The sequence below is a fragment of the Lysinibacillus sp. BNK-21 genome, from assembly GCF_048684915.1.
GTDB classification, from domain to species: domain Bacteria; phylum Bacillota; class Bacilli; order Bacillales_A; family Planococcaceae; genus Lysinibacillus; species Lysinibacillus capsici.
The window spans coordinates 1,416,463-1,442,748 of the sequence record NZ_JBLQTS010000001.1 but is presented as its reverse complement, the minus strand read 5'-3'; the positions used below and the strand labels follow the sequence as shown (position 1 = coordinate 1,442,748).

Annotated in this window: 26 protein-coding genes; 8 read left to right on the top strand and 18 right to left on the bottom strand. The window is 37.4% G+C overall.

What is annotated here, in order from left to right; all coding sequences use genetic code 11:
• Positions 1-18 precede the first annotated feature (18 nt).
• Both vrrA and ACMGGO_RS07275 read left to right on the top strand, forming a co-directional pair.
• Positions 19-513, top strand: a complete 495-nt coding sequence (vrrA, locus tag ACMGGO_RS07280; RefSeq protein ID WP_004227219.1) for a VrrA/YqfQ family protein — start codon at positions 19-21, stop codon at positions 511-513.
• A gap of 76 nt (positions 514-589) precedes the next feature.
• A complete protein-coding gene (locus ACMGGO_RS07275) occupies positions 590-1,558 on the top strand; it encodes a 4-hydroxy-3-methylbut-2-enyl diphosphate reductase (protein WP_048392210.1) in 969 nt (322 codons plus the stop codon).
• Between the two features lie 47 nt (positions 1,559-1,605).
• Here ACMGGO_RS07275 and ACMGGO_RS07270 read toward each other — a convergent pair whose 3' ends face one another.
• Positions 1,606-2,307: a response regulator gene (locus ACMGGO_RS07270; RefSeq protein ID WP_016993520.1), complete on the bottom strand. Its 702-nt coding sequence runs from the start codon at positions 2,305-2,307 to the stop codon at positions 1,606-1,608.
• A 17-nt stretch (positions 2,308-2,324) separates the two neighbouring features.
• Complete coding sequence (locus tag ACMGGO_RS07265; protein WP_167444839.1) at positions 2,325-3,866, bottom strand: ATP-binding protein; 1,542 nt, start codon at positions 3,864-3,866, stop codon at positions 2,325-2,327.
• Positions 3,867-4,016: 150 nt separating this feature from the next.
• Here ACMGGO_RS07265 and ACMGGO_RS07260 point away from each other — a divergent pair, with 150 nt between their 5' ends.
• The 3 genes from ACMGGO_RS07260 (at position 4,017) to ACMGGO_RS07250 (ending at position 7,280) form a co-directional block, all read left to right on the top strand.
• Positions 4,017-5,066 (top strand): TRAP transporter substrate-binding protein, encoded by a 1,050-nt coding sequence (locus ACMGGO_RS07260; protein WP_016993522.1) that lies wholly within the window; start codon positions 4,017-4,019, stop codon positions 5,064-5,066.
• 263 nt (positions 5,067-5,329) lie between these two features.
• Entirely contained in the window at positions 5,330-6,589 is a 1,260-nt protein-coding gene (locus tag ACMGGO_RS07255; RefSeq protein WP_048392206.1) for a dicarboxylate/amino acid:cation symporter, read from the top strand.
• Between the two features lie 154 nt (positions 6,590-6,743).
• Positions 6,744-7,280: a hypothetical protein gene (locus ACMGGO_RS07250; protein ID WP_048392205.1), complete on the top strand. Its 537-nt coding sequence runs from the start codon at positions 6,744-6,746 to the stop codon at positions 7,278-7,280.
• 73 nt (positions 7,281-7,353) lie between these two features.
• On the opposite strand, the gene ACMGGO_RS07245 is transcribed toward ACMGGO_RS07250, so the two are convergent.
• On the bottom strand, positions 7,354-7,980 hold the full coding sequence (locus ACMGGO_RS07245) for a hypothetical protein (RefSeq protein WP_066036443.1): 627 nt from the start codon (positions 7,978-7,980) through the stop codon (positions 7,354-7,356).
• Between the two features lie 261 nt (positions 7,981-8,241).
• On the opposite strand from ACMGGO_RS07245, the gene ACMGGO_RS07240 reads away from it, so the two are divergent.
• Positions 8,242-8,421, top strand: a complete 180-nt coding sequence (locus tag ACMGGO_RS07240; protein ID WP_054550103.1) for a hypothetical protein — start codon at positions 8,242-8,244, stop codon at positions 8,419-8,421.
• A 65-nt stretch (positions 8,422-8,486) separates the two neighbouring features.
• On the opposite strand, the gene ACMGGO_RS07235 is transcribed toward ACMGGO_RS07240, so the two are convergent.
• The 11 genes from ACMGGO_RS07235 to ACMGGO_RS07185 all read right to left on the bottom strand — a co-directional run bounded on the left by ACMGGO_RS07235 (position 8,487) and on the right by ACMGGO_RS07185 (position 18,117).
• Complete coding sequence (locus ACMGGO_RS07235) at positions 8,487-9,026, bottom strand: NADPH-dependent FMN reductase (protein ID WP_048392202.1); 540 nt, start codon at positions 9,024-9,026, stop codon at positions 8,487-8,489.
• Between the two features lie 214 nt (positions 9,027-9,240).
• Entirely contained in the window at positions 9,241-9,489 is a 249-nt protein-coding gene (locus ACMGGO_RS07230) for a DUF2164 domain-containing protein (RefSeq protein ID WP_048392201.1), read from the bottom strand.
• A 112-nt stretch (positions 9,490-9,601) separates the two neighbouring features.
• Entirely contained in the window at positions 9,602-9,826 is a 225-nt protein-coding gene (locus ACMGGO_RS07225) for a hypothetical protein (RefSeq protein WP_048392200.1), read from the bottom strand.
• Positions 9,827-9,840: 14 nt separating this feature from the next.
• Positions 9,841-10,962, bottom strand: a complete 1,122-nt coding sequence (locus ACMGGO_RS07220; protein WP_374805260.1) for a Nif3-like dinuclear metal center hexameric protein — start codon at positions 10,960-10,962, stop codon at positions 9,841-9,843.
• Between the two features lies 1 nt (position 10,963).
• Positions 10,964-11,656 (bottom strand): tRNA (adenine(22)-N(1))-methyltransferase, encoded by a 693-nt coding sequence (locus ACMGGO_RS07215; protein ID WP_048392198.1) that lies wholly within the window; start codon positions 11,654-11,656, stop codon positions 10,964-10,966.
• 164 nt (positions 11,657-11,820) lie between these two features.
• The gene (gene cccA, locus ACMGGO_RS07210; RefSeq protein WP_016993532.1) at positions 11,821-12,183 is read right to left on the bottom strand and encodes a cytochrome c550; all 363 of its coding nucleotides are present in this window, start codon (positions 12,181-12,183) and stop codon (positions 11,821-11,823) included.
• A 462-nt stretch (positions 12,184-12,645) separates the two neighbouring features.
• Positions 12,646-13,212: a hypothetical protein gene (locus ACMGGO_RS07205; RefSeq protein ID WP_004227167.1), complete on the bottom strand. Its 567-nt coding sequence runs from the start codon at positions 13,210-13,212 to the stop codon at positions 12,646-12,648.
• A gap of 245 nt (positions 13,213-13,457) precedes the next feature.
• Positions 13,458-14,585 (bottom strand): RNA polymerase sigma factor RpoD, encoded by a 1,128-nt coding sequence (gene rpoD, locus ACMGGO_RS07200; RefSeq protein WP_004227165.1) that lies wholly within the window; start codon positions 14,583-14,585, stop codon positions 13,458-13,460.
• A gap of 32 nt (positions 14,586-14,617) precedes the next feature.
• Positions 14,618-16,450, bottom strand: a complete 1,833-nt coding sequence (dnaG, locus tag ACMGGO_RS07195; protein ID WP_083225209.1) for a DNA primase — start codon at positions 16,448-16,450, stop codon at positions 14,618-14,620.
• Positions 16,451-16,656: 206 nt separating this feature from the next.
• Complete coding sequence (locus ACMGGO_RS07190) at positions 16,657-17,469, bottom strand: pyruvate, water dikinase regulatory protein (RefSeq protein ID WP_066036445.1); 813 nt, start codon at positions 17,467-17,469, stop codon at positions 16,657-16,659.
• 15 nt (positions 17,470-17,484) lie between these two features.
• Positions 17,485-18,117: a helix-turn-helix transcriptional regulator gene (locus ACMGGO_RS07185; protein WP_004227151.1), complete on the bottom strand. Its 633-nt coding sequence runs from the start codon at positions 18,115-18,117 to the stop codon at positions 17,485-17,487.
• A 427-nt stretch (positions 18,118-18,544) separates the two neighbouring features.
• Here ACMGGO_RS07185 and ACMGGO_RS07180 point away from each other — a divergent pair, with 427 nt between their 5' ends.
• Entirely contained in the window at positions 18,545-19,930 is a 1,386-nt protein-coding gene (locus ACMGGO_RS07180; protein ID WP_004227145.1) for a glycine--tRNA ligase, read from the top strand.
• 44 nt (positions 19,931-19,974) lie between these two features.
• Here ACMGGO_RS07180 and ACMGGO_RS07175 read toward each other — a convergent pair whose 3' ends face one another.
• Positions 19,975-21,693, bottom strand: coding sequence for an HD-GYP domain-containing protein (locus tag ACMGGO_RS07175; protein ID WP_054550114.1), 1,719 nt, complete (start codon positions 21,691-21,693; stop codon positions 19,975-19,977).
• Between the two features lie 838 nt (positions 21,694-22,531).
• Between ACMGGO_RS07175 and ACMGGO_RS07170 the strand changes: the two genes are divergently transcribed.
• On the top strand, positions 22,532-23,932 hold the full coding sequence (locus ACMGGO_RS07170) for an S-layer homology domain-containing protein (RefSeq protein WP_048392195.1): 1,401 nt from the start codon (positions 22,532-22,534) through the stop codon (positions 23,930-23,932).
• A gap of 24 nt (positions 23,933-23,956) precedes the next feature.
• On the opposite strand, the gene recO is transcribed toward ACMGGO_RS07170, so the two are convergent.
• The 3 genes from recO to ACMGGO_RS07155 all read right to left on the bottom strand — a co-directional run bounded on the left by recO (position 23,957) and on the right by ACMGGO_RS07155 (position 26,278).
• On the bottom strand, positions 23,957-24,742 hold the full coding sequence (gene recO / locus ACMGGO_RS07165; RefSeq protein WP_048392194.1) for a DNA repair protein RecO: 786 nt from the start codon (positions 24,740-24,742) through the stop codon (positions 23,957-23,959).
• Positions 24,743-24,960: 218 nt separating this feature from the next.
• The gene (gene era / locus ACMGGO_RS07160; RefSeq protein WP_004227129.1) at positions 24,961-25,878 is read right to left on the bottom strand and encodes a GTPase Era; all 918 of its coding nucleotides are present in this window, start codon (positions 25,876-25,878) and stop codon (positions 24,961-24,963) included.
• Positions 25,865-26,278 (bottom strand): cytidine deaminase, encoded by a 414-nt coding sequence (locus ACMGGO_RS07155; RefSeq protein WP_081011012.1) that lies wholly within the window; start codon positions 26,276-26,278, stop codon positions 25,865-25,867. Before ACMGGO_RS07155 ends, era begins: the two co-directional genes overlap by 14 nt.
• Positions 26,279-26,286: the final 8 nt, after the last annotated feature.

Genomic DNA, 26,286 nt, shown 5'->3' with positions numbered 1-26,286 from the left:
AGTAGAAAGGAGATCATTATGGTATTTCGACCACCTTATCCATACCCAATGTATCCGGGTGGCATGAGAATGCCCATGCCCATGCAAACACCTCCACAGATGTCGCCACAGTCCTTTTTCCCGCCTGGAGGCTTCCCTGTTCAACCACGAATTCCAGGCGGCTTTCCAATGGCTAATGGAATAGGTTCATTTGGAGGGCAAATGCCGATGCCACCTGTGCAAGAAGCTTCGAAAGTCGGTTCATTTTTACAGCAAGCCAACAGTTTATTTAATACAGCCAAAACCTATACCCCTTATATCCAACAAGCTATGCCGATGGTGAAAAATATTCCATCACTTTTAAAATTGTATAAAGGATTCCAAGGACTTCCTTCCGCTGGCGGTGGAGCAACAGAAGCAGCAGGAAGCGATAGTAAGGCTGCTGGAAGTAGACGGTCATCTAGGCAAAGTGCATCATTTACGCCTCCCGAGCCACTTCCATCTAAACCACGTATTTTCCAACCACCAATGTAAATGAACGTTTCTTTGTATTCACTGTCACTGTCCGTTATAATGTAGATAGGTAAGCTTGAAAGGAGTCACAACCACCATGCAAGTATTAAAAATTAATCCACGTGGCTATTGCTACGGTGTTGTGGATGCGATGGTGATCGCTCGTAACGCCGCACTTGATAAAACATTACCAAGACCTATCTACATCTTAGGGATGATTGTGCATAATAAACACGTCACAGATGCGTTTGAAGAGGATGGGATCATCACGTTAGATGGTGATAACCGCCTAGAAATTATTGAACAAGTTGAAACAGGTACTGTCATTTTTACAGCACATGGTGTTTCACCGGAAATTCGTGAGATTGCGAAGCGAAAAGGCTTAGTGTCCATTGATGCTACATGTCCTGATGTAACAGTTACCCACGATTTAATTCGTGAAAAATCAGCAGAAGGCTATGACATTATTTATATTGGTAAAAAAGGACATCCCGAACCAGAGGGTGCTATTGGCGTTGCCCCAGATCATGTCCACTTAGTACAGTCTTCTAACGATATTGATGCTTTACAATTAACGAATGATAAATTACTTGTCACAAATCAAACGACAATGAGCCAATGGGATGTCGCCCATTTAATGGATAGTTTAAAAGAAAAATTCCCACATATTGAGGTACACAAAGAGATCTGTTTAGCTACACAAGTACGTCAAGAGGCTGTTGCACAGCAAGCAGGTGAAGCGGATTTACTTATTGTTGTAGGTGATCCTAAATCCAATAACTCGAACCGCTTAACACAAGTTTCTGTAGAAATTGCAGGAACACCATCCTATCGAATTGCAGATGTTTCAGAGCTAAAAGTAGAATGGTTAAAAGGTATCAACATCGTTGCTGTAACAGCAGGTGCTTCTACGCCAACACCAATTGTAAAAGAGGTTATTAACTTCCTTGATCAATTTGATGAAAATGATCCATCTACACACGAGATTAAGCGTACAGTAACACTAGATAAAATTCTGCCAAAGATTAAGACACCAACACCTGTTGATAAAATCATGCCCTATTAGTTAATCACAAAAAATCCTGATTGTTATTATGACAATCAGGATTTTCTTTATTTACTAAAGTAATAGTTTATAGGACGACCAATGCCACCATAATGGACATCCATTGTGATTTCCTCTTGTTTTTCAAGGTAATCTAAATATCTTCTAGCTGTTACGCGGGCAATGCCAATTCCACTGGCTACTTCTTCCGCTGAGGCACCATCCACCGATTGTAAAAAGTGCACAACTTTTTCAAGTGTTGTACGATTAAAACCTTTTGGGAGATTTTTTTCGGATTTCAATGTAACAGATTGATCCAACATGGTTTGTCCATCACGATAATGAAATAACTGATCTAATTCTCCCTGTGTGAGCTCTCGTTCTGTTTGAGTTTGCTTGTTAAAGCGTAAATAATTGTCAAGTGTCCCTTTAACACGTTCAAAAGAAAAAGGCTTCATAATATAATCAAAAACACCTAGATGCAGTATCTGTTTCACTGTCTCCATATCATTTGCGGCCGTCACGGTAATAACATCTACTGGTAAATCGAGCTCACGTATTTTGCGTAAGCTTGTAATACCATCTTGCTCTGGCATAAAAATATCCATAAAAACTAAATCAGGCTTCAGTTGACAAATTTGCGTAATGCCTTCTAACCCATTAGGTGCCTGTCCAACCACTTGAAAATGCTCTACCTTTTCAATAAATTGACGATTTACCTCTCGTACCATTGGATCATCCTCAATTAATAATACTCTAATCTGTGCCACTGCTAGCCCTCCATCCATTATGAATAATAAAAGGTGATTAAAAAACTTGTTCCTTTGTTAGGCTCACTGATGACTTCGATGTCACCCTGCCCTTTTTCGACAATTTCCTTTATTAAAAATAACCCTATTCCACGGTAGTTTTTCTCTTTTGTAGAATAACCATTATCAAAAATGTGCTGCTTGACCTCTTCCGTCATGCCAACACCATTATCGGTTACTAATATGGCTAATACGTCATCATCTTCATCCACAGAAACATGAATCACCTTCTCCTCGACCTGTACATCCTTTAATGCATCAAACGCATTTTCTATCAAATTACCAAAGAGAATGACGAAATCATGATGATCCAAATTAGCTGGAAATGATGTAAATCGGCTTTCACGGTCAATTTCCAATCGAATTCCTTGTTCCTTCGCATAGGAAATTTTACTGAGCAATAGCCCAGAAATATTTTCATTTTTTATTCGTTCGTTTAAAAAGTTAGTGATTTCATCATGCTCTTCCTTCACTTGTGTTAAGTAAGAAAGTGCCTGTTCATGATGACCTAGCTGTAAAAGACCCGCTATCGTATGCAGTTTATTTTTATGTTCATGTGTTTGTACACGAAGGGCTTGGACAAATGCTCTAACGCCTGTTAATTCTTCGGCAAGCTTTTTCACTTCCGTACGGTCTTTAAACATGGCTACTGCCCCAACAGTTTCGCCATTAACCTGTATCGGAATTCGATTACTCATAATACTATGATTATTAATATACAGCTCACGATTAAATAACGGCTGATCCAGCTCTAAAATTTCAGGAAGTCGTGTATCTGGCAAGACATGAAAGATTTTCTGTCCAATCAATGTAGAGGGTTTTTCATAAACGCCTAAGATATCACAGGCTTTTTCATTAAAAATCGTAATGGTCAAATCATTATCGATAGCAATGATGCCTTCGTGCATGGCATTAAACGTTTCTGTACGTTCTACATACATTTTGGCAATTTCATGCGGCTCTAACCCAAACATTTGCTTTTTCATATGAAGCCCCAATGTTCGTGCTCCCCATACACTAAATAGTAACGATAATAGTACAGTAACCATTAGTTCGGTTTGCATTGTTTGCAGTAACTCCACTACCGTAAGAACACTGTACCCTACTACTGTAACACCTATTTGTTGTCCTTCATGGTTCATAATCGGGACAAACGCACGAACCATATTACCGTGTTCTCCACGTGCAATCGACGTATAGTAATGCTCTGAAAAAGCGGCGTTTAAATCTCCAGATTGAGATATTCGACCAAGTTCCTGGCTATTTGGATGGGAATATTTTCGTCGTTGCATATCAAGAACAACAATATATTTTGCCCCATTGATATCACGGATTTCCTCTACAACAGGATTAATATGCTGTACGGCATCATAGTAATTTTCACTAGCAATATATGTTTTTATTTCAGGAAGCTGAGAGACGGTTTTTGCTACAAGGAGTGCCTGATCACTTAGTTTGGTCTTTTGCTCATTCATGACAAAACCTAACAAAAAAGTACCGCCAATGCTAAAGGAAAGCATGAGAATAAAAAAAGTCAGAGACATAATTTTTCTCTGCATGGATAACTTCTGAAATTTCAACTGACCGCCTCCCTCCTACTATATTTTAGCTTACTCCATATGTTAGAATAACAAAAACATCAGAAAATACGAATTAATTGGGTGTATACAATGAAAAAATTTATTATTGGTACGATTATAACTGTGCTTGTGTTAATCCTCACTATCAGTGTTCAACAAGGATTACTATTCGCCAAGCCACTTCCCTATGATGATGAGCAAAAGGGTTTAGACACACAGATAACAATTCATTTAAGTCATGTCGTCGCTGAAAATACCCCTAAAGGCCAAGCTGCCAACAAATTTGCTGAGCTAGTAGAAGAAAAAACAAACGGGAAGGTCAAAGTACATGTTTACTCCAACTCCTCTTTATTTAATGATGAAAATGAATTTCAGGCATTGCAAAAGGGAGAAGTGGAAATGATCATCCCTACTTTTTCTAAAATGACGGCTTATGTTCCTAATTGGCAGGTGCTTGATTTACCCTTTCTATTTAATACAAATGAGGAAGTAAAGGAAGTCCTAACGGGTTCTATTGGTGAACAATTGGTTAATGAGCTAGAGCCGTTCCATATTAAAGGGCTTGGCTTTTGGTACAATGGGTTTAAGCATCTAACCTCTGTTGAGCAGCCTATTCATACTTTTGAAGATTTACAGGGCTTACGAGTGCGTACGATGCCAAGTAAAACATTAGAAAAGCAATTTGAAGTGGTCAAAGCAACACCTATACCTATTTCTTTTAGTGAGGTCTTTTCGGATTTAGAGAAGCATGCAATAGACGCACAAGAAAATACCGCTTCTAATATCTATTCAAAGGGTTTTTACAAAGTACAAAAGCATATGACTATCACTCAGCATGGGATTTTAGGCTATGCTGTGTTAATGAATGAAACCTTTTGGAATTCTCTACCTATCAAAATTCAGCATCAGTTGTTGGATGCTATGAAAGAAACAACCGATTGGCAATTTGAGCAGGCTGAACTTATGAATGAACAAGATATGGACAAGTTGAAACAGCTAGATGATTTTGATGTGTATACAATGAGTCCCCAAGAAAGACAGCGCTTTAAGGAACAACTTGCACCTGTTTATGATTTTTATAGAGCCCATATTCAAAACGATCAAATCTTAGCAGAGATTGAAAAAATCGTTGATCCCTAATACTTTTGTTCATTAATGAAAAATCCTTACAAAACGTAAGGATTTTTTCTATTGTATTATAATAGATTCGCGAATCTCATAACTACTATAAAACAGCTTAAAACCCTTGATATTACTAGCCTTAATACCCCTTTCTCTCAGAATGAACAAAATGAACAATACAACCATTACGGTCATAAACACTATTGTCGGAAAATTTCAGCTATGATAACCACATGAAAGCGTTCACACAATATTCATAGATGTTGTAGGGGGAGAACTATATGCGGATAAATTTTAAAAACTTAACAGTACAAGTATTGATTGCCATTGTACTAGGGATTATCGTCGGAGCAACATTCCCAGAATTCGGGGCAAAGCTCAAAATCTTGGCGGATATATTTATTAAACTTATTAAAATGTTAATAGCACCAATTATCTTCTTAACAGTCGTAATCGGCATTGGTAGCATGGGGGATGTCAAAAAGGTTGGTAAAATTGGTGGAAAAGCTTTAATTTATTTTGAAATTGTTTCAACTTTTGCCCTTGCAATTGGCTTAATCGTTGTCAATATTGTTCAACCAGGTAAAGGTTTTAATACAGATGCAGCAAGCGGTGCTGATGTTTCACAATATACAGACGCGGCGGCTGCAGAGCATGGTTTAGGTGCATTTATTATGCAAATTATTCCTGAAAATGTAGTTGGTGCTTTAGCAAATGGTGAATTATTACCAGTCTTGTTCTCAGCTGTTTTATTTGGACTAGCTGCGGCGGCGATTGGAGAACCAGCTAAACCTGTTATTAAATTTTTCGAGCAAGTTGCAGATATTTTCTTTAAAATCGTTAACATGGTGATGAAAATTTCTCCTATTGGTGCGTTTGGTGCCATGAGTTATACAATCGGAAATTTTGGACTTAAATCATTAGGAAACTTAGGATTTTTAATGCTATCTGTTTACATTACAATGTTCATTTTTATTGTTGTGATCATTGGATTGATTACCCATTACTTTGGCTTTAGTATTTTTAAATTTATCAAGTACATTAAAGATGAAATCTTTATCGTTATCGGAACATCTTCATCTGAATCTGCATTACCTTCCATGATGCGTAAGCTTGAAAACTATGGTTGTTCAAAGCAAGTGGTTGGGCTGGTGATTCCTACAGGCTATTCATTTAACTTAGATGGAACATCCATTTACTTATCAATGGCTGCTATCTTTATTGCGCAAGCCTATGGTGTGGATTTAGATGTTTGGCATCAAATTACGCTATTAGCCATCTTAATGCTTACTTCTAAAGGGGCAGCTGGTGTAACAGGCTCTGGCTTTATTACACTTGCAGCAACATTAGCAGCCTTCCCGATGATCCCAGTAGAGGGGATTGCCCTTTTAATCGGCGTAGATCGTTTCATGTCAGAAGCACGTGCAGTTACAAATCTAATTGGTAATGGTGTAGCTACAGTGGTCGTGTCAAAAATGGAAAAAGAATTTGATACAGAGCAGGAAAAGCGTGCTCTATCCGGTCATACCCAAATGTCATAAAATGAACAGGCTGCTGAAAGCGGAAATAATTTGCTACTTCAGCAGCCTGTTCTTTTATTTATAAAGAGGCAAGTAGATAAAAAACACCGTAGAGCTAGTTTCTTGAAACCTCATCGACTACCTACTCGTATAAATAATGACTGGAGGTTTCTTTATGACAACTTTTACACTTACCTATCCGAAGGGCTTTAAAAGCTTCACTGATATTCCAATCGTGAATGAACAGAACGAAACAGTATGTGTACTTCAAAAAATGGAGCGTACCTCTGCTGGTAAAGTACTGAATGCTGTCTTGCTGGTAGCTGCACAGCAAACATTACCGTACCGTTATGAGACACGAACTACTTTAGGTGCACCACTTTTTCAAGTACAATCTACCCTGTTAACAAAAGGAGTCAGCCATCAAATTGTTATGCCTGATGGCAGCTTGATACCCATTCAACGGAAAACAGTGCAATTATTAGAATCCTCTTATTCATTTACAATGGACGATTTAGAATTTCGTTTTGAAAAGGATTTTACCTCTACTGCTTATTTATATTGCAATGATGAAAAGATTGCGAGTGCAAGCTCTATTGAGACTGAGCTAGTACAGATAGGTATACAGTTTAAGCTTTTCCATGCGGATGATATGCGCTTTGTTGCACTCCTAGCAACTCTTTATCAAGCTCTCTTTGCAACAACTACATAGCTGCTTTAAACATGTCAAAGGCATCGAGCATTAAAATCTCGATGCCTTAATCCTATGTTATTTTTCTACACAGCTAATTTATTTTTTCTCGTTGGGCATTTAATATGTTAATAACATAGGAAGCATTTTGTGATGCTTTTGCTTGTACAATCTTCTTGATGGCTTCTTCCATCCTTAAAGCTAACTCAAGTGCCTCATGCGTAGCGCCCTTTATCGTTGTTTGTATGGTAATGGTTGTTCGATTTTCAATAACTAAATATTCATATACGTCAAAAGCTTCTAAGCCCGCAATTAAATCTTCCATCAAAAGGTTCATATCATCCCCCATTATCTTGTTGTTATCAAGCAAGGAGGTAAACTCCCATCTTTCAAAAACTATGGGATAGTCCTTTAAGGGAGACGTTTTTAAAGCATTTTTTGCTATGGATTCCATATCTTTTTTAATTGACTGGAAATAGTCTTCTCCGCCTACAACTTGGATTACTAATTCCTTTTCTTCCGTCGTTTTAACGTCAATGCCGACATACTTTTCAAGTAGCTTATCCTTCAATCGAACCAGACTCAACTCTTCATTTGTTATAAGCGATTGAGCCTCTTTATTTGCTTCTGACCTTTTCTCTCCTGCAAATCTATCAAATAGGACCAACATAGATATAATGACTACCAACAGTCCGATGACAAGCCCAAACCGTTTACCCATTGAATCCCTCCTGATAGGAAGGTATGTCCCCTTTTACTACAATATTCGCTTTTCTAGTTTGAAACAGCACATACTTTTCATATTAAAATGCAGTGTCCCTACAGTATCTCCACTTTTCATAATGGAATTTGTATCGCTTATTTTTCCCTATATATTCCGGGACGCGAAATAAATTTGCTTTGTTTTGTCCTTTCTGTGTCATGCTTCTCAAAAAGGAGTACACTTAAGAAGTAGTAATTCTATCATTATGGAGGGTTTTAAATGGCATCAAAAGCAGCGGATATTAAAAATATACTGACATTAAATCTGCTTGTACAAATCTTAGAGGAACGTGGCATTATGACAGATAAAGAACTAAAAGAGCGCCTCACCAATACAGTAAAACTATCTTCGATGGAGAATGATTTAAAGGAAAAAGTCCTTGAAGAAATCAAACATTAATGGATTTTACCTCATCAAAAAACGACCGCTTTCTGAAAGCGGCCGTCTGAATCAAAGCTTTAAGTTTAGGATCGAATTGTTTTCAAAGCAGTTGACCATGGCACAAGCTGATCTAACATTTGATGAACTGAATCTGCTTGCACCTCTTTTGGTTTAAAGACAGAGCCGTTTTCAAAATCAGTAAATAATGATAATGCTGGATGTACTCGAACATCTGCAACTAGCAATTCTCCAAGAATTCCTCGTAGATGCTCTGCTGCACGCGCACCTCCAACAGAACCATAAGAGACGATACCAGCAGCTTTATTGTTCCATTCAACTCGTAAATAATCTAATGCATTTTTTAATGCACCTGTAATGGAGTGATTGTACTCAGCAACAATAAAGACAAAGCCGTCACAAGCTGCTACTTTTTCTGACCATGCAGCTACCCCAGAAGTATCTCCACCTGGTTCCCCTAAAAATGGTAATTTAAATTCAGCGATATCAATTATTTCATATTCCGCATCACGACGTTTTTCCGCAACTTCCTTTACCCAAGCTCCAACTTGTGGGCTTACACGACCTTCTCGCGTACTTCCTAAAATAATACCGATTTTTAACATATGACGCCTCCTCTTATCATCCATTCTTGTGACTCCATCACGGTTTATCGTACGTGTTCGCCACTCGTAACCATTTTGGTCAGAAAAATATCCCTTTATTCATCACCCGTTAATTAGCTCTGAATAGTTAGAATTGAATTATCTCTAATTCAAGATTAAGGTATCATCAACCATTCTTTCCTGTCAAATATTTAATCTAGAGGGATAAAGAGGATTATTTTGTTTTAATGGGCTGCTCCAATGCCTCTAATTCCTCTTCAATAGAGGCGTATTGTCTTTCCACAACATACTTGGCATCTGACAAGGCAGCATTATAAATATAGGGGGCAATATGCTCCTTGATAAAATCTAACATACGTTCAGCTTCAAATTCACTAATGTCTTCATCACGCTGATTATAAAAAAAACGTTGAATATCAGCAAGAATCATTTCCTGCTGATCTTTAGATAAACGAATAAACAAGACAACTCTCTCCACTTCTGTTAATCAATTTTATCTACATCTTATCACTGTTCATAGATTCCTTGCATTCAAAAAGGCTGAAACACTAGTACTGCTAGCGTTCAGCCCCATCTCATTGTTTACATTCAAATGAGTAGCTAGTGGATAAAAAGTTTTTCTCCTTTGCTACAATTGCTTGTCCACCATCATCTTCACATTGCTGTGTCATTGCATCGATTTTCTTATCATTGACCATATTGGTCATCACCGTCATACCAATACCAAAAACAACGATGAATAAACCAATCATGATCCATAGCTTGCCTGCTTTATTACCAGCTGGTCTTTCATTAGCCATATTAGTTCCCTCACTTATACAAATAAAAATGGTTCTGTATGGATCGTTGATTGGATGAATTCAACCAAGTATTTTTTATCCTCACATAGTTCAGCCATTTTTTTTGCTACTCCTGCAATCATTACCTTTTCTACATGATGACCAGGATCTACTATTTGCAGATCAATGGCTTGTGCGTCCTGAGCTGTATGGAAGTACATATCGCCTGTTAAGAAAACATCAGCTCCTGCACGTTTTGCCGCATAGATATATTTATTACCATCTCCACCAACAAGCGCAACCTTGCTGACCTTCGATTGTAAATCACCCACTACACGCACAGCTGGCACATCTAGTTGCTGTTTAACGAATTCAGCAAATTGTTGTAACGTCATGTCCTTTGTTAAGTAACCTACACGCCCTAATCCCATCACATTTGTTTGCTGCTCAAGACGTATCACATCATAGGCAGGCTCCTCATAAGGATGGCTAGTAAGCATGGCCTTTAACACGCGGCCTTTAATGGATTCAGGAAAAACAACTTCTACCTTTACTTCTTCCTCCACATGTAATTCACTAACAGAGCCAACGAACGGATTAGCTCCTGCTAATGCACGGAACCGACCTTCTCCAGTCGTTGTATAACTACATGCTTCATAGTCGCCAATACGACCCGCCCCAGCTTTTGCAAGCGCCTCACGTAATGCTTGTGCATTAGCAGTTGGTATAAAGACTGCCAGCTTCAACAAATTCTCAGCATACGTTTCTTCTAATATTGAACGGTTTTTTAGCTGTAGGGCATCTGCTAATAAATCATTTACCCCACCTTCGGCTACATCTAAATTTGTATGAGCGGCATATACAGCAATATCGTGTTTAATGAGCTTTTCATATAAGCGCCCTGCTGGATGATCTGTGCGGATATTCGCTAGGCGTCTAAAGATTGGTGGATGATGTGCGATAATCAGCTCACAGCCTTTTTCTATTGCCTCATTTGCCACGGCTTCATTGACATCTAACGTCACCAAAACTTTACTTACAGGTTTGTTGAGGGTCCCTATCGCTAGTCCAATTGGATCATTGTCCATACAAGCTAGTTTTTTGGGCGACCATGCTTCGAACACTTGAATAACTTCTTGGCCATTTACCGTTTTCATCTTACAAAACTCCTTCTACTAAATGTATCAGAGCCGTTAACTCTGCACGCTTTTCTTCAATTTCAGGTGTTTGTTCTGCTCCTTCAATGGATTGTAGTACACGTTGCCAATTGTCTTTTTCACGCAACCATTTTTTCGTAAATGCTGGTGATTTACGCAGGCTTAGCTTAGGTCCAAACAAAATCTCTGCTGTAGAGAGCTCCATTTGCCCTCTTTGTAACACAAGGATTTCATAGATTTTATCATCTTCCTCTAAAATCTCTTCATCAAGAATCGCCCATTGATGTGCTAAAGCCCACTCACGGATAACCTTGGCGTGAATATTCGGCTGTAGGATTAGACGTGTGACACCTTGAAGCTTTTCTGGATGCTTCTCTAGAATGGAAACAATTAATGGTCCACCCATGCCAGCTATTGTCACCGTATCCACATGGTCAGCTTCTTCTATCGCTGCTAAACCGTCTGCAAGGCGTACTGTAATTTTTTCAGTTAAGTTTTCCTTCTGTACTTGTCCTACCGCCGATTCATAGGGTCCTTTTACAACTTCCCCTGCTATGGCATATGAGGCAGTCCCTTTGTGAATTAAATAGCATGGTAGATAGGCATGGTCACTACCAATATCCGCCATGACTGCTCCTGTAGGAACAAATTTCGCTACTGCTTCTAATCGCTTTGAAAGTTTTTGTGCGTTCATTTTTATACCGCCTATCTTCAATAGAGTCCATTAATAGTATGGATGATGTCGTGAAAAAAAACAAATGGAGTTGTCTCACATTTCTATGTGGACAACCCCATCTTCATGATGCTTAAATCTAAAAAGTAGCTGTACTATTTCAGTACAGCTACTTGTCAGTTTTACTATTCTAAAGTAGAAATGTATTCAGCGATTGCTTTTGCTTCCTCTTCAGTTTTCATGTTTGGTTGCATTGGAGTACCTTCGATACCCTTTGTTAAAACTTCTACGATATGTGCTTCATCTAAGCCATGTAGATTTGGACCCATACTACCAGTTAAGTCACCACCATGACAACCGATACAAGATTGTACTAGTGCTGAACCATCAGCTTCTGCATCTGTTGTTTCTGTAGTAGTTTCGCCACCACCCTCATGTTCAGCAGCAATTTCTTTCTTGTTATCTGCACCTTGTAAAGACATGAAGAAAATAAGACCAATACCAAATGCCAGAATTAAGATGTAAGGAACGACTGGATTGTTTTTCATAAGTTTCCCCTCCTCATTTTAAGTCTACTTCTATTATAATATAGAATCAGTCAACATCTAATATTGTACTTCATTAACAAAGAAACGAAAAGCCCTATTCGCTAAGTTTTCCTTTGTTTGTAACAAATTCGACATTTCTGTATCTATTGGATAAAATATGTCTTGCCAACATCCAAAATTGGTCAAATTTATCCTTTTATACAATTTCTTTTTCATTATATTTATGCTGTTATCATACCCTTTTCACTCATTGATATACCCAAAATTAAAAAATCTGTACGTTTTTAATTAGCGTACAGATTTTGAATCTTCTGAGGTAAAAACTTTAACATGATACTGACCCTATTATAGATAAATTGTCACAAATTATGGTTTTATATAAACACTAAAGATCAATTAAGTTTCTAACCTGATTTAGTAGATGGAGTTCCTTGTACATCGATAGAAATACCATTTGCTAAATCAGGATAAATTTATGATATAGTACCCAACTAGTGCTATTAATCCTAAAGCACCTGAGACTGTGAAATATAGAAGTTTCATTTTAATACCTGACAAAAGCCAAATGACACAATTTGCTGCAATCAAGCAAAATAAAACCGTATTATTTCCACTAAAATATGTAGTACAAATGCGGATCGACATACTAAATAACAGGATGGCCGCTAGTACATGAAAAATGGGAGCTAGTAGATGTTTTTTTCGAGCCATTTGCCACGCAGCAATAAATAAGATGCATGCACCTACTCCCACGATTACTGTAAAAATCAATGTTAAAGATTGCATTGTAAAATAGAGTGCCAAAACAGCCATTATGGCGATACATAGACCCACTACCAATAGGATCATTTTTCTTTTTTCTGATGGCAAGACCGCTTGTTTAGGATGTTGCACTGGTTCTAACTCCTCTATGTCAGCCCCCTCCGTATAAAGAGCTGCTAAAAAGTCACAATAGTGCTCAGGTAAAAGTTTATTTTGCTTCCAAAACAAAATTTCATTAAGGATTATTTTTTTGCGAGGATTTGTCATAGTGTTAGCTCCAAACATTGCTTAATAATGGTTGTATTACAATTTTATCTCACACTATTTGAAAACACATCTGTATAAAGTCGCAAATCTAGCATTTCCCTCATTCTAATTATCTATGATTGCATAGCATCGATAGGTGAATAGCAAGGCTAATTTCTTTTTGTTGACTTTTCAATTCTATAAAAAAGGAGCTATACCAATTAGTCATTTTCTCACTACTTGGATAGCTCCAGCTATTTTAAATTTTATTCTAAGAAGTCTTTTAAACGTTTACTACGAGAAGGATGGCGTAATTTTCTTAGTGCTTTCGCCTCGATTTGACGAATACGTTCACGCGTTACGCCAAAGACTTTCCCAACCTCTTCTAATGTACGTGTGCGACCATCGTCTAACCCAAAACGTAAACGAAGTACGTTTTCCTCACGGTCTGTTAACGTATCTAGTACATCTTCTAATTGTTCTTTTAACAGTTCATAGGCTGCATGGTCGGAAGGAGATTGTGCTTCTGAATCCTCGATAAAGTCTCCTAAATGGGAATCATCTTCTTCTCCAATTGGTGTTTCAAGAGATACTGGTTCTTGTGCAATTTTTAAAATTTCACGTACTTTTTCAGGTGTTAAATCCATTTCTTCTCCAATTTCCTCTGGAGAAGGCTCACGACCTAAATCTTGTAAAAGTTGACGTTGTACACGTATTAATTTATTAATGGTTTCGACCATATGAACAGGAATACGAATCGTACGCGCTTGGTCAGCGATTGCGCGTGTAATCGCCTGACGAATCCACCATGTAGCGTAAGTCGAGAACTTAAATCCTTTACGATAATCGAATTTTTCAACAGCCTTAATAAGACCCATATTTCCTTCTTGAATTAAATCAAGGAATAGCATTCCACGACCAACATAGCGTTTTGCAATCGATACAACTAGACGTAAGTTCGCTTCCGCAAGGCGTTTACGCGCTTCCTCGTCCCCTTGCTCAATACGTTCAGCAAGTGCAATTTCTTGCTCAGCAGATAATAAATCTACTCGGCCGATTTCTTTTAAATACATACGTACAGGGTCATTGATTTTAACACCTGGTGGCACACTCAAATCATTTAAGTCGAAAGTTTCTTCGTTCGCTTCTTCTTTCATTAGACTTTCTTCTTCAAATTCTTCTTTTCCAATGATTTGAATATCTTTATGCTTTTCAAGATCCTCAGCAAAATGGAAAATTTCTTCGTTTTCCAATTCATAAGGTGTTAGTTTCTCTGAAATTTCTTTCATTGAAATTTCACCCTCTGTTTTTGCTTTTTCTTGTAGGAATTTTTTTGCATCATCTAATGTAATTTCTACTTCTATCTCTTTTGAACGTTCTGACTTGTCCGCCATAAACCTTCCTCCTTCTAAACAACCGAATCGGGTTAAATCGCCGATAACGATTTTCTTAAATGAATAATCTGTTGGGCGATTTCAAGTGCACGTGCATACTCATGCATCTTCTCCGCTTCCTTTGACTCATGCATCTTTTGATAAATTTCTTGCTCAATTCTATATTTTTGAAGCTGACGGATAGAGTCCATAACCTCTGCCTCTGCTTGATCTGGATCTCGCTCAACTAAAGCCGCTTCCATGACAATTTTTCGTAATTCAGCGTCATCCAAAATTTCCACAAAACGTTGATAATCAGGATGACCATACTCCTCATAAAATCCAACTAAGCGAACAAAAACTGCCATATAGGCATCTCGTACAAATGGCTCTTTTTGCTCACTACGTAATACCCTGTCCACTACATCTATATTATGAAGCATATGAGCCAGTAATAAACGTTCGGCACGTTCGGCTGCGTCCATAGGCTTTTGTTGTTGCGTGACTGGCATTGAAGGTATCTGTGTAGGCATTTCTACTTTAGCAGAACGTACCTGATTAGCCTCCAGTTTTCGGAATTGGGCATAAATGGCTTCTTCCGAGATGTTTGTTTCATTTGATAGCTGTCGTATATACAAATCTCGTTCAACTGGTGAAGATCTTCCCACTAGCTGCTCAAGAACTTCTTGAATATATTGAAGCGTATCATTTTCAAATTGAAAGTTCTTATTGCGTCTAGCATGCATCATCATAAAAGCAATATACGCATGAGGTTTTTCCAAAATTTGTTCCTTAAATGCTTGTCCACCTAAAGTGTGAATGTATTCATCAGGATCTAATTTTTCTGGCAACACGGCAATATCGACTTTCAATCGCTCTGTATGCAGTAGCTGCGCCGCTCGTTTCGCTGCATCAAATCCAGCATTATCACCATCATAGCAAATCGTAATTTGCTCTACTAAGCGCTTTAGCTTTGTGATATGCTGATTTGTTAACGAAGTACCCATTGTCGCAACAACATTCATGACACCTACAGAGTTGGCTGCTAAAACGTCCATAAATCCTTCCATCAATACTACTTGACGATTTTTTCTGATAGAAGTTCGTGCTTTATCTAGGTTATACAGCACTTCACTTTTTTGGAAAATTGGTGATTCTGGACTATTTAAATATTTTGCTTCCTCACCATTGGATGAAAGGATACGTCCTGAGAAGGCAATAATTTTACCATTCTCATCTCGAATAGGAAACATGATACGTCCTCTAAAACGATCAAAATAACGCTCTTCTCCCTCTCTTTTGATGATTAAGCCACTTTCGGCAATTTCTTGTAAGTTATAACCTTTTCTTTCAAGCAATATTGTTAATGCATCAAAGCTTGGGAGAGACCAACCAATGTTATTAGATTCGATAAGTTCCCTTGTAAATCCTCTTTCTAGCAAATAATTTAAAGGTTCTTCACCATCTTCTGTATTCAACAGTAAATGATGAAAAAAATCTGCTGCAAAAGCGTGTGCTTCTTTCATCCTTTCTTCCGCTTTAGATATCTTTTTCGTTCCTCCAGGGAAACTTGGCTCAACATCTAAGTGTATGCCAACACGTTCCCCAAGTTTCACAACTGCATCAGGAAAAGAAATGCCTTCAATATCCATTACAAAAGTAATGGCATTGCCCCCTGCACCACAACCAAAGCAATGAAAAATTTGCTTGTCTGTAGATACAGAAAAAGACGGTGTTTGCTCTCCATGAAATGGACAGAGACCAAACCAATTTCGCCCACGCTTAGTAAGCTGCATGTATTCACTAATAACATCAACGATATCTGATTGTGTGCGAATCTGCTCAATTACTTCTTCTGGAATCTTCCCTGCCAAATCCATCACCATCTTTAATATTTGCGTTCTAGAAACACAATTCGCTATTCGTTTTAAAATTCCTTTATTTCTCGACAAAAAATTAGGATTTTTCTCTTATAAATATTTTTACCACAATTTTATTATTATAAAACAAAAATTAGTTTTTATCTATACCATTTTCAAAATCCACTCAAAAAAACCGCCTCTGCTAACCGAGGTGGTTTAAAATTCTATCCTTATTTACAGGTCAAAATATGTTCGATAATCGTATTTGCTGTCTCTTCAACAGCTTTATTTGTCACATCGATAACTTTACAACCTATTCTACCGACAATTTTTTCAAAATGCTGAATCTCATCAAGAATTCTTTCATGCTGTGCATAGATAGCATCATCATTCAAGCCGAGAGACATTAATCTTTCTTTCCGAATTGAGTTTAACTTTTCAGGGGAAATAATCAATCCAAAGCATTTTTTAGGGTCTATCTGTAATAGCTCTTCTGGTGGTTCTACCTCTGGCACTAAAGGTACATTCGCCACTTTATATTTTTTATGGGCTAAATATTGTGATAGTGGTGTTTTAGAAGTTCGTGATACACCAACTAGTACAATATCAGCCTGTAATAATCCTCTTGGATCTCTACCATCATCATATTTTACCGCAAATTCAATCGCTTCAATTTTTTTGAAATAATCATCATCCAGCAGATGAACAATACCAGGCGTTTCCAATGGATTTTCTTCCATAAAAGCTGCCATTGATTGTAAGGCTGGCCCTAAAATATCAACAGCCTGAATTTTTTCTTGTTCACATAAATCATGTAATAATTTACGCATTTCTTGGCGAACAAGTGTATAAACAATGAATGCTCGCTGTTGCGAAGCAAGAAAAACAATTTTACGGATAAGCTCCTCTGATTGAATATGTGGAAATCGACGAATCACAGTATTTTCAAGACCCGGTCGGAACTGGCTAATAACCGCTTTTGCAACTTGATCACCAGTTTCACCGACAGAATCAGATACAACAAATACGCGTAGTCTTTTCATGCAGCTCTCCTTCATTTAGACATTTTGTGCAAGAGATAAGAAAGCCCGTGTAATCGTTGTTTTTGTAAGACGACCAACAATCGTTAAACCACCCTCTTGCGGTTCAACTACTGGTAGTGAATCAACCTCACGTTCAATAAGTTTGTTCGCTGCAACAATTAAAGAATCTGATCTTTCACAGTACGAAATATTTGGCATACGCGTCATAATAATATGTACTGGAATTTTATTTAAATCCTGCGTGCCAATACTTGTACGCAGTAAATCTTTGCGAGATAGTACGCCTGTCAAAAACTCATTCTTATCTACGACAAAGAGTGTACCAACATCTTCTGAAAACATAAAGCAAATTGCATCATAAACCGTCATTGTTTCAGGGACAACTACTGGCCCTGAATGAAAATCCTTCACTTTTAAATTGTGAATACTATCTATTAATGTAACAGATGCCTTCTTACCTGAATAAAAATAACCAACCCTTGGTCTTGCATCCAGAAATCCTGCCATTGTTAGGATTGCTAAATCCGGTCTTAGAGTTGCTCTTGTCAGATTGAGACGTTCGGCAATATGTTCCCCCGTAATAGGGCCATTTTCTTTCACAATTTGTAATATGTCTTCCTGACGTTTATTGAGTTCGATTGGACTCACCGCCTCAAATCTAATAGTGTTATACTTATGCTCAATTATTATATACTATTTTAATAATTATTGCGAATTAAAGAACTACATGCTACAATATTGACACATACGCTTGCTCTATCAGTATTTTCGAGCAAATTGCGTTATACAGGCGATGATGGGAAAAAAGTATCTGTTCCATTCTATAGCGAGTAGAAGATGGTGAAAGTCTACACAGCAACAGAGAAAAGGCACTCCCTGAGCTAACTTTTTGAAAAGAGGTTTTAAACTACTCGTTTAAAACAATCAGGGTGGAACCGCGGGTATTAGCACTCGTCCCTGGGCATACAATGTGCCCGGAGACGGGTGCTATTTTCATTTAGTTGCAACTGAATGAAAAAACTATGGCGTTTTTACCGCTAAAACAACGTATTAAAAATTTAAAGGAGGCTATTTTATGGCTAACAAATCAATGGAAACCATCGTATCTTTAGCGAAGCATCGAGGCTTTGTCTTCCCTGGTTCTGAAATCTACGGAGGTTTAGCAAACACGTGGGATTATGGTCCACTAGGTGTCGAATTAAAAAATAATATTAAAAAAGCATGGTGGCAAAAGTTTGTTCAGGAATCTGAATACAATGTAGGTATTGATGCTGCTATTTTGATGAATCCAAAAGCTTGGGTTGCTTCTGGTCACGTAGGAAACTTCAATGACCCAATGATCGACTGTAAATCATGTAAGGCCCGCCACCGTGCAGATAAAATTATCGAAGACGCTGCATTAGCGAAAGGCGATGAAATCATTGTTGATGGTATGACATTCGACCAAATGAAAGAAACAATGATTAAATATGACGTAGTATGCCCTGATTGCGGAAAGGCTGATTTCACAGATATTCGCCAATTCAACCTCATGTTTAAAACATTCCAAGGTGTAACGGAATCCTCTACAAATGAAATTTATTTACGCCCAGAAACGGCACAAGGTATTTTCGTGAACTTTAAAAACGTTCAACGTTCTATGCGTAAACGTACACCATTTGGTATCGCACAAATCGGTAAATCTTTCCGTAACGAAATTACACCGGGTAACTTCACATTCCGTACACGTGAATTCGAACAAATGGAGCTTGAATTCTTCTGTAAACCTGGTGAAGACCTTGAATGGCATGCATATTGGAAAGAATTCTGTAAAAATTGGTTACTAAACCTAGGCATGAAAGAAGATTCGATGCGCCTTCGTGACCATGAGGATGATGAGCTATCTCACTACTCTAACGCTACAACAGATATCGAATTCAAATTCCCATTTGGCTGGGGAGAGCTTTGGGGTGTAGCAGATCGTACAGATTACGACTTAAAACAACATATGGAGCACTCTGGTGAAGATTTCACTTACATTGATCCTGTATCAAATGAACGTTATGTTCCTTATTGTATTGAACCATCATTAGGCGCTGATCGTGTAACATTAGCTTTCTTGTGTGATGCCTATGATGAAGAGGAACTAGAAGGTGATGATAAACGTACGGTTTTACGTTTCCACCCTGCTCTGGCTCCATTTAAAGCTGCTGTGCTACCACTTTCTAAAAAATTATCTGATGAAGCTACAGATGTTTGGGCTGAACTGCGTAAAGCCTTCCCTGTTGATTTTGATGAATCACAATCAATTGGTAAACGTTACCGTCGTCAAGATGAAATTGGTACACCATTCTGTATCACATATGATTTTGATTCAAAAGAGGATGGCCAAGTAACAGTACGTCATCGTGACTCTATGACACAAGTTCGTATGCCTATTGCTGAAGTAAAAGCATATATTGAAAAACACCTACAATTCTAATCACTTAAAAAAGAGGGGGTAGCCAGCAGGCAACTCCCTCTTTCTTATGCTTTAAATGTTGAAAATAAACGCTCTTGCATTTTTTCCTCGAATGAAAACTTTTTCATGCTCAAACCTATTAAGCTTACTAATAGCTCCTCAATATCCGCTAGTGAGTAATAAAGGAATGTACCTTCTCGCATTGGACGAACCCGTTTGTCAAAAGTTAGTTCATCTTCAATAAAGTAAGCGACATTAACATCACAATGTTCCATCAATTGTGTAATACGTTGATCATCACCTGGGTTTATAAAGAATGGCACAATTTTATCAATATACAAAATACTTTGAACAAGCTTAATGAAGAAATTTTCACGCAACGATGTCTCCACAACTAATATGGTCGTTTGCTCATGTTGATAATCCATATATAAAACGTTTAATTGCTCCTCTAGGAGCGTTTTTAAAATACCAATAGAATTGCGATACTTTGTCATATCCGTTTGGATTTCCCTTGTTAGTAAACGTAAAATACGAAAGGCTGGCAGAAAAATTTTTAAGACAATTTCTTTAGGATGTAAATGGTCAATTAATTTATTAAAATGAATTCTCAGATTATTTTCGTCACAGCGGATTAATTGCTCTACAAATAAGTTGAAAATCTCTTCAAAGCTATTCGCTCGATAGTCGATCATTTTCGTAATTCTCACACTATAGTTCAAAGGAAGATTCATTGATTTTTGCTCATCTAACAATCTTACTTTTGGTAATGTTGGAAATAAATCATAAACAAGTTCTACTTGTGCACTGCGATTATCGGATAACATAACAACAGAGTTTACTGGGTAAATCCCTAAACATTCTACAAATTTATGCATAAAGCTCTCATTATATAAATGTCGATCTCTGTATAAGACAGCTAAAGCATCTGTAGCACCATAGCCAACATGATAGACTCTCTTGGATGTCATCGCTGAATATACATCAACAATTTGTAATAATTGTACACCCTCACTCATATCATCCGCACAAAGTTGATTTGGATAGCCCTTTCCCGCAAAACGTTCATGATGATCTCTTGCCAAATAGGCAATGTCTTCCTCGTTATGTTCCATGAGTAGCTCGTAGCCTTTTGTTGTGTGCGTCTTTACAATATCGAACTCATCTTCAGAGAGTTTACGTTTCAGATTTAATATTTCTTGGGGTATAAAAACCTTCCCGATATCATGGAACAGGTAGCCCCTAGCTAATGTTTCAATATCTGTTAAACCTAGGTATCTAGCAAAAATTGTACCTAATACAAACACATCAAATGAATGGACAAATGAATACTCGTCCCATTCCTTTAAACGCATAAGTAGCTCATAGCGATGTTTTTTTTCCAAAATCTTTTCAAAAACACCTCTTACATAAGCCGTATCCTGTATGCTTTTAAGAATTTGTCCATAGCGTAATTCGTGCACGACATTCTCCAACGTTGTCATAAAAAGCTGACTAACTGTCTCTTTATAATCATCCACAGGATCTCTTTTTTCAATTAATGGGGCAAATAGATCTTCATATTCTCTTGTTCGTTGAGCACTTAAATCATGTACAACTCGAACTGAATTAGATGGCAAATAGACAGATAATTCATCTACTTTACGAAGTTTAAGTAAGGCAATAATTCGCTCCGTTAAAACTAAATCCTTTTTAGCCAATAAACGATACTCTGAAAAAATATCTTCTGCTAATATATCATTTGCTTCAACTTCATGAATACTTAAGGTTACTTTTCGTAGCATATATTTTGCCACATACGCAATGTACTAAGCACTATGTGACTCCCTCCTTCTTCCATAGGACTGCGCTATTCTGATAAACGTATAACAATACGTTTTGCTGATAGAGGCTTTTATATTTCATAGGCATGTCTAAAGTGATCTAGCGTACATCAGTTTCGATGGAGATTAAACGACTTAATTATATTTAAAAAATATAATTACCATTATCTATACCATTTACAATATCATAGGTTAAAATGCCTTTTCAACTAGTATATGGGTCTCGAATGAACAGTTTCTACCACTTATATAATGAAAACTAAACAAAAATACAAATCTTTTTACCTATTAAAATACTTATAAATATATAAATAAATAAAAATATAGATAAATAAGACTTCATATTATTCATTTAAAGACGGAAAAATAACAAATAAAATTAAATTTACGCAATAATTTTATTTTGTAAAAATTGAAATTTATTCATTAAAAAGAAAGGTAATCTAGTTGTATCCTCCTATAAAATCAAAGGTATTTCTTTTTATTTAAAAGATAAAATGAAGCGAGTTCTGTGCTATGCAAGTTAATTAGTTTTAGCTCCCCCTTTTTACATAAGGTATAATCGATTACCGAACAGTCATGATATGGATGAAATTCCCTCTATGCGTTGTTCCATCTTTTTGGTATAAATAAGTTATTATAGTTAGTATTAGCTGTTAAATAATGAATAATTGACAGGCTAAAGACACATCACCTTTTAACATTCATTCGTCCGGAAGTTTGAACTGATACATAGGAAGGTCTGACCAGAAATATATATACTATAAAATTTTCTATTGTACTTTTTGGAGGAATTTAATTGCAGTCTCAACGTTTATTTCAACTAGCTATGGCTTCTGCTTTAGCAACAAGTGCGATTATTATCGCACCACCCGCACACGCAGCATCATTTTTTCCTGATATCAACCCAACCAATGAAGAAGGTAAGGCTATTATTCAATTAGCAGAGCGTGGCATTATTTCAGGCTATATGGATGGGACATTTAAACCCGCTAATCCTATTACACGTACACAGGCTGCGAAGATTTTAGCAGGTATTTTAAAGTTAGATACAGTTCACGTAAAAAATCCCCAATTCAAAGACATCAAACCTGGCGATGAAAACTACGGAGCCATTGCAGCATTAGCAAATGCTGGCATTATTAATGGTGCAAATGGTTATTTCTACCCTACTCAAAATATAACTCGCGAGCAAATGTCTAAAATGATTGCGAAAGGCTTTGGATTAACAAGTACGAGTAACACACAATTACCATTTACAGACGTTAAAAAGGGGAATGAATTTGAGCCTCATATTAAAGCATTGTTTGCAAATGGGATTACCAAAGGAACATCTGCAACCACTTTCGGCCCAAAAAGCAATGTAAAGCGCTCTCAGCTGGCTGCTTTTGTTGTACGAGCTGAAAAGTTGCTAGGCAATGCAACCGTCTATGCAAGTCAATTTAAACAGGACTATATTTTTGCTTCTTATGGTGGTCTTGAGCCAGCAGAGGATATTTTCACATGGAATGAAGAGGAAGATATGACAGAGTCTATCACAATTACCCCTATAAAAGAAGGTACGGGTAAATTAGTGATTACTGGATTGACTGATGATTCAGAGGACTTTATTGACATTTTTTATTTAGTACATGTCAAAAATGTAAATGGTAAGCTGAAGGTAACACTTGAAGAAGTAGAAGAAGATGATTATATCGAAAATTTACCACTCGATTTGTCTGAGAGCAAATTACCATTCATACCAACAGAGGTGACGGTTCAAAACGCGAATGGACAGCCACTCGCTTCAAATTTCTATAACTTTAATCAACAAGATCAAACACTGTCCATTTCGCAAAATGGACAATACATTGTTAGATTTTCAGATGGGACGCAACAACAAAAGATGGCCGCAGATGTGTATTCCTATGATTTTGTTCGCAGCATTGATTTATATCATTTGACAGATGAATTAATACTGACAGCGCAAGAATTACCTTTCGAACCAACACATGTAGCACTCGAAAGCTTTGGTTTTGAGCCAGTGCCTGTAAAAGCGACAATTCTTGACGGGCAACTACATATTACGCCAAAAGCTGAAGGTCTAGCGATTCTCCATTTAACAGGTAAAAACAATGAAACATCATACCTTTATATTGAAAGTAAAAAAATTGCTGGACAGTGGGCCTTTTTAGTGACAGAGGATGAGGATGAATTTTAAATAACGTGAAATGCCAGATGAACATTATGATTCATCTGGCATTTTGTCTTTCGAGCGTATTTGCAGTTCAGGGGTACGTTCTAGTTGCTCTATAAATTTTCTCGTCTTAAACCGAATACCGGTTTGTTCTTCATAGATGGTTGTTATAATTTTTTTAATGAAATATTTTGTTTCTTTTTTTAGTTCTATTTTTCCAATTTGGTCGATAGGAACAGTGTAGAACATCCTGATAAGTTTCAGCTGTGTTGGCGTTAAGCGAATGATATAGGGGTCATGCTGATAACAGCGATGGCATAAGAATCCTCCTTGAGCAAAGGAAAAAGCGAATTCCCCATCTACTGCGCCACACGCAGCACAGGCATGTAAAATAGGTTGTACACCTGTATAGGGCAACATTTTCCATTCAACAAATAGCGTAATAGCTTCAGGATCGTAGCCATCCTCAATTGCTTGTAGTGCATGTAGTAAAACATCGAACGCAAATGGCTCTGGCTTTCCTTCTTCCACAACTCGCTCCACTAATTCCATAATATAGCTAGCATAAGCAGTAGCCATAATATCCTCACGAATATGGCGCATTGAATTTAAATGTTCTCCCTGTTGCAAAGTTCCCATGCCTGTATGATGTTGTACCATAAACATCCCATAGGTAAAGGGTTGCGTGATGGAAGCCAATCTACTAGAAGGTTTTTTTGCCCCTCTAGCCATCGTAGCCACTTTACCAGCTTCCCGAGTTAGCAAAATAACAATCTTATTAGATTCCCCATAAGCGCGAACCTTTAATACAATCCCCTCCCATTTATGAAGCATAATCCCCCTCCTTTCATAAAAGAACTATCCATGCAAAGAGAGCTGCCCAAAATAATTTTGGACAGCTCAAAAATAAAAATGATCAAATACTTCTAGATCCTTTTGTGCCTACAAGAAGAAGTTAACCTAAAACCGTCACGTCAAAATTTGGCGTCTATTCCTGATTCAACGGGCCATGTTCGTCAACGTTACAATTCATTGGCTAAGCCAGTAAAAACTTAATATTCATCATCACGGAATCCAAAATCACGTAAATGTGTAGCTTTATTACGCCAATCTTTTTGCACCTTTACCCATAGCTCTAAATAAACTTTAGACCCTAGAAGCATTTCGATATCCTTTCGCGCACGTGTCCCTACTTCTTTTAGCAAGGCTCCACGTTTTCCAATAACTATCCCTTTTTGAGAATCACGCTCCACAATAATTGTAGCCGCTACATGAATTTTATCCTCATTTTCTTCATCACGACGAATTTTATCAATTACCACCGCGATAGAATGGGGAATTTCTTCACGCGTTAAATGTAGGACTTTTTCACGAATAAGTTCAGATATGATAAATCGTTCAGGATGATCTGTCACTTGATCGGCTGGGTAATACTGAGGTCCTTCTGGTAAATACTTCGCCAATGTCACTAATAAATTTTCAACATTATTGCCTTGTAGCGCAGAAATCGGTACAATCTCCGCAAAGTCATAGCGCTCTTTATAGCTCTCAATAATTCCCATTAGTTCATCTGGATGAATGGCATCAATTTTATTGATGACCAAAAAGACAGGTGTTGGGTTTCCTGCTAGCATTTCTAGAATAAATTCATCACCTTTACCGAGTTTTTGCTCAGCATTAACCATAAACATAATAACGTCTACTTCACGCAATGTGTTTTTAGAAACCTTCAGCATGAAATCGCCTAGTTTATGTTTTGGCTTGTGAATACCTGGTGTATCAATAAAAATCATTTGGCTATCATCTGTTGTTAGTACGCCTTGTACTTTATTTCGTGTTGTTTGTGGCTTATCACTCATGATCGCAATTTTTTGGCCAATGACACGATTTAAAAATGTCGATTTGCCAACATTTGGACGACCAATGATGGAGATAAAGCCTGATTTATAGCCATTTTTAGTTTCCTGCATTCTCTAAATCCTCCGTCGTAAATGCAAACGGTAGTAATTCGCCCACTGACGTTACCGTCACATCACCTTTTAAATTCGTTAAATAAACAGGCATAGTTGGAGCACAAAACTCCATCATGACCTGGCGACATGCTCCACATGGGGCGCATGGTCCGTCTGTATCAGCTACAATGGCAATGGCCTCGAATTCGTAAATCCCCTCCGATACTGCCTTAAAAAACGCTGTACGTTCAGCACAATTTGTCATACTATAGCCTGCATTTTCAATATTACAACCGTGAATAACCTCTCCATCTTTAGTTAGTAGAGCTGCCCCTACTTTAAATTTTGAATAAGGAACATAGGCTTTTTCACGTGCCTTTTTTGATTCTTCTAATAATGCATGCATATCCATTGTCATCTATACTA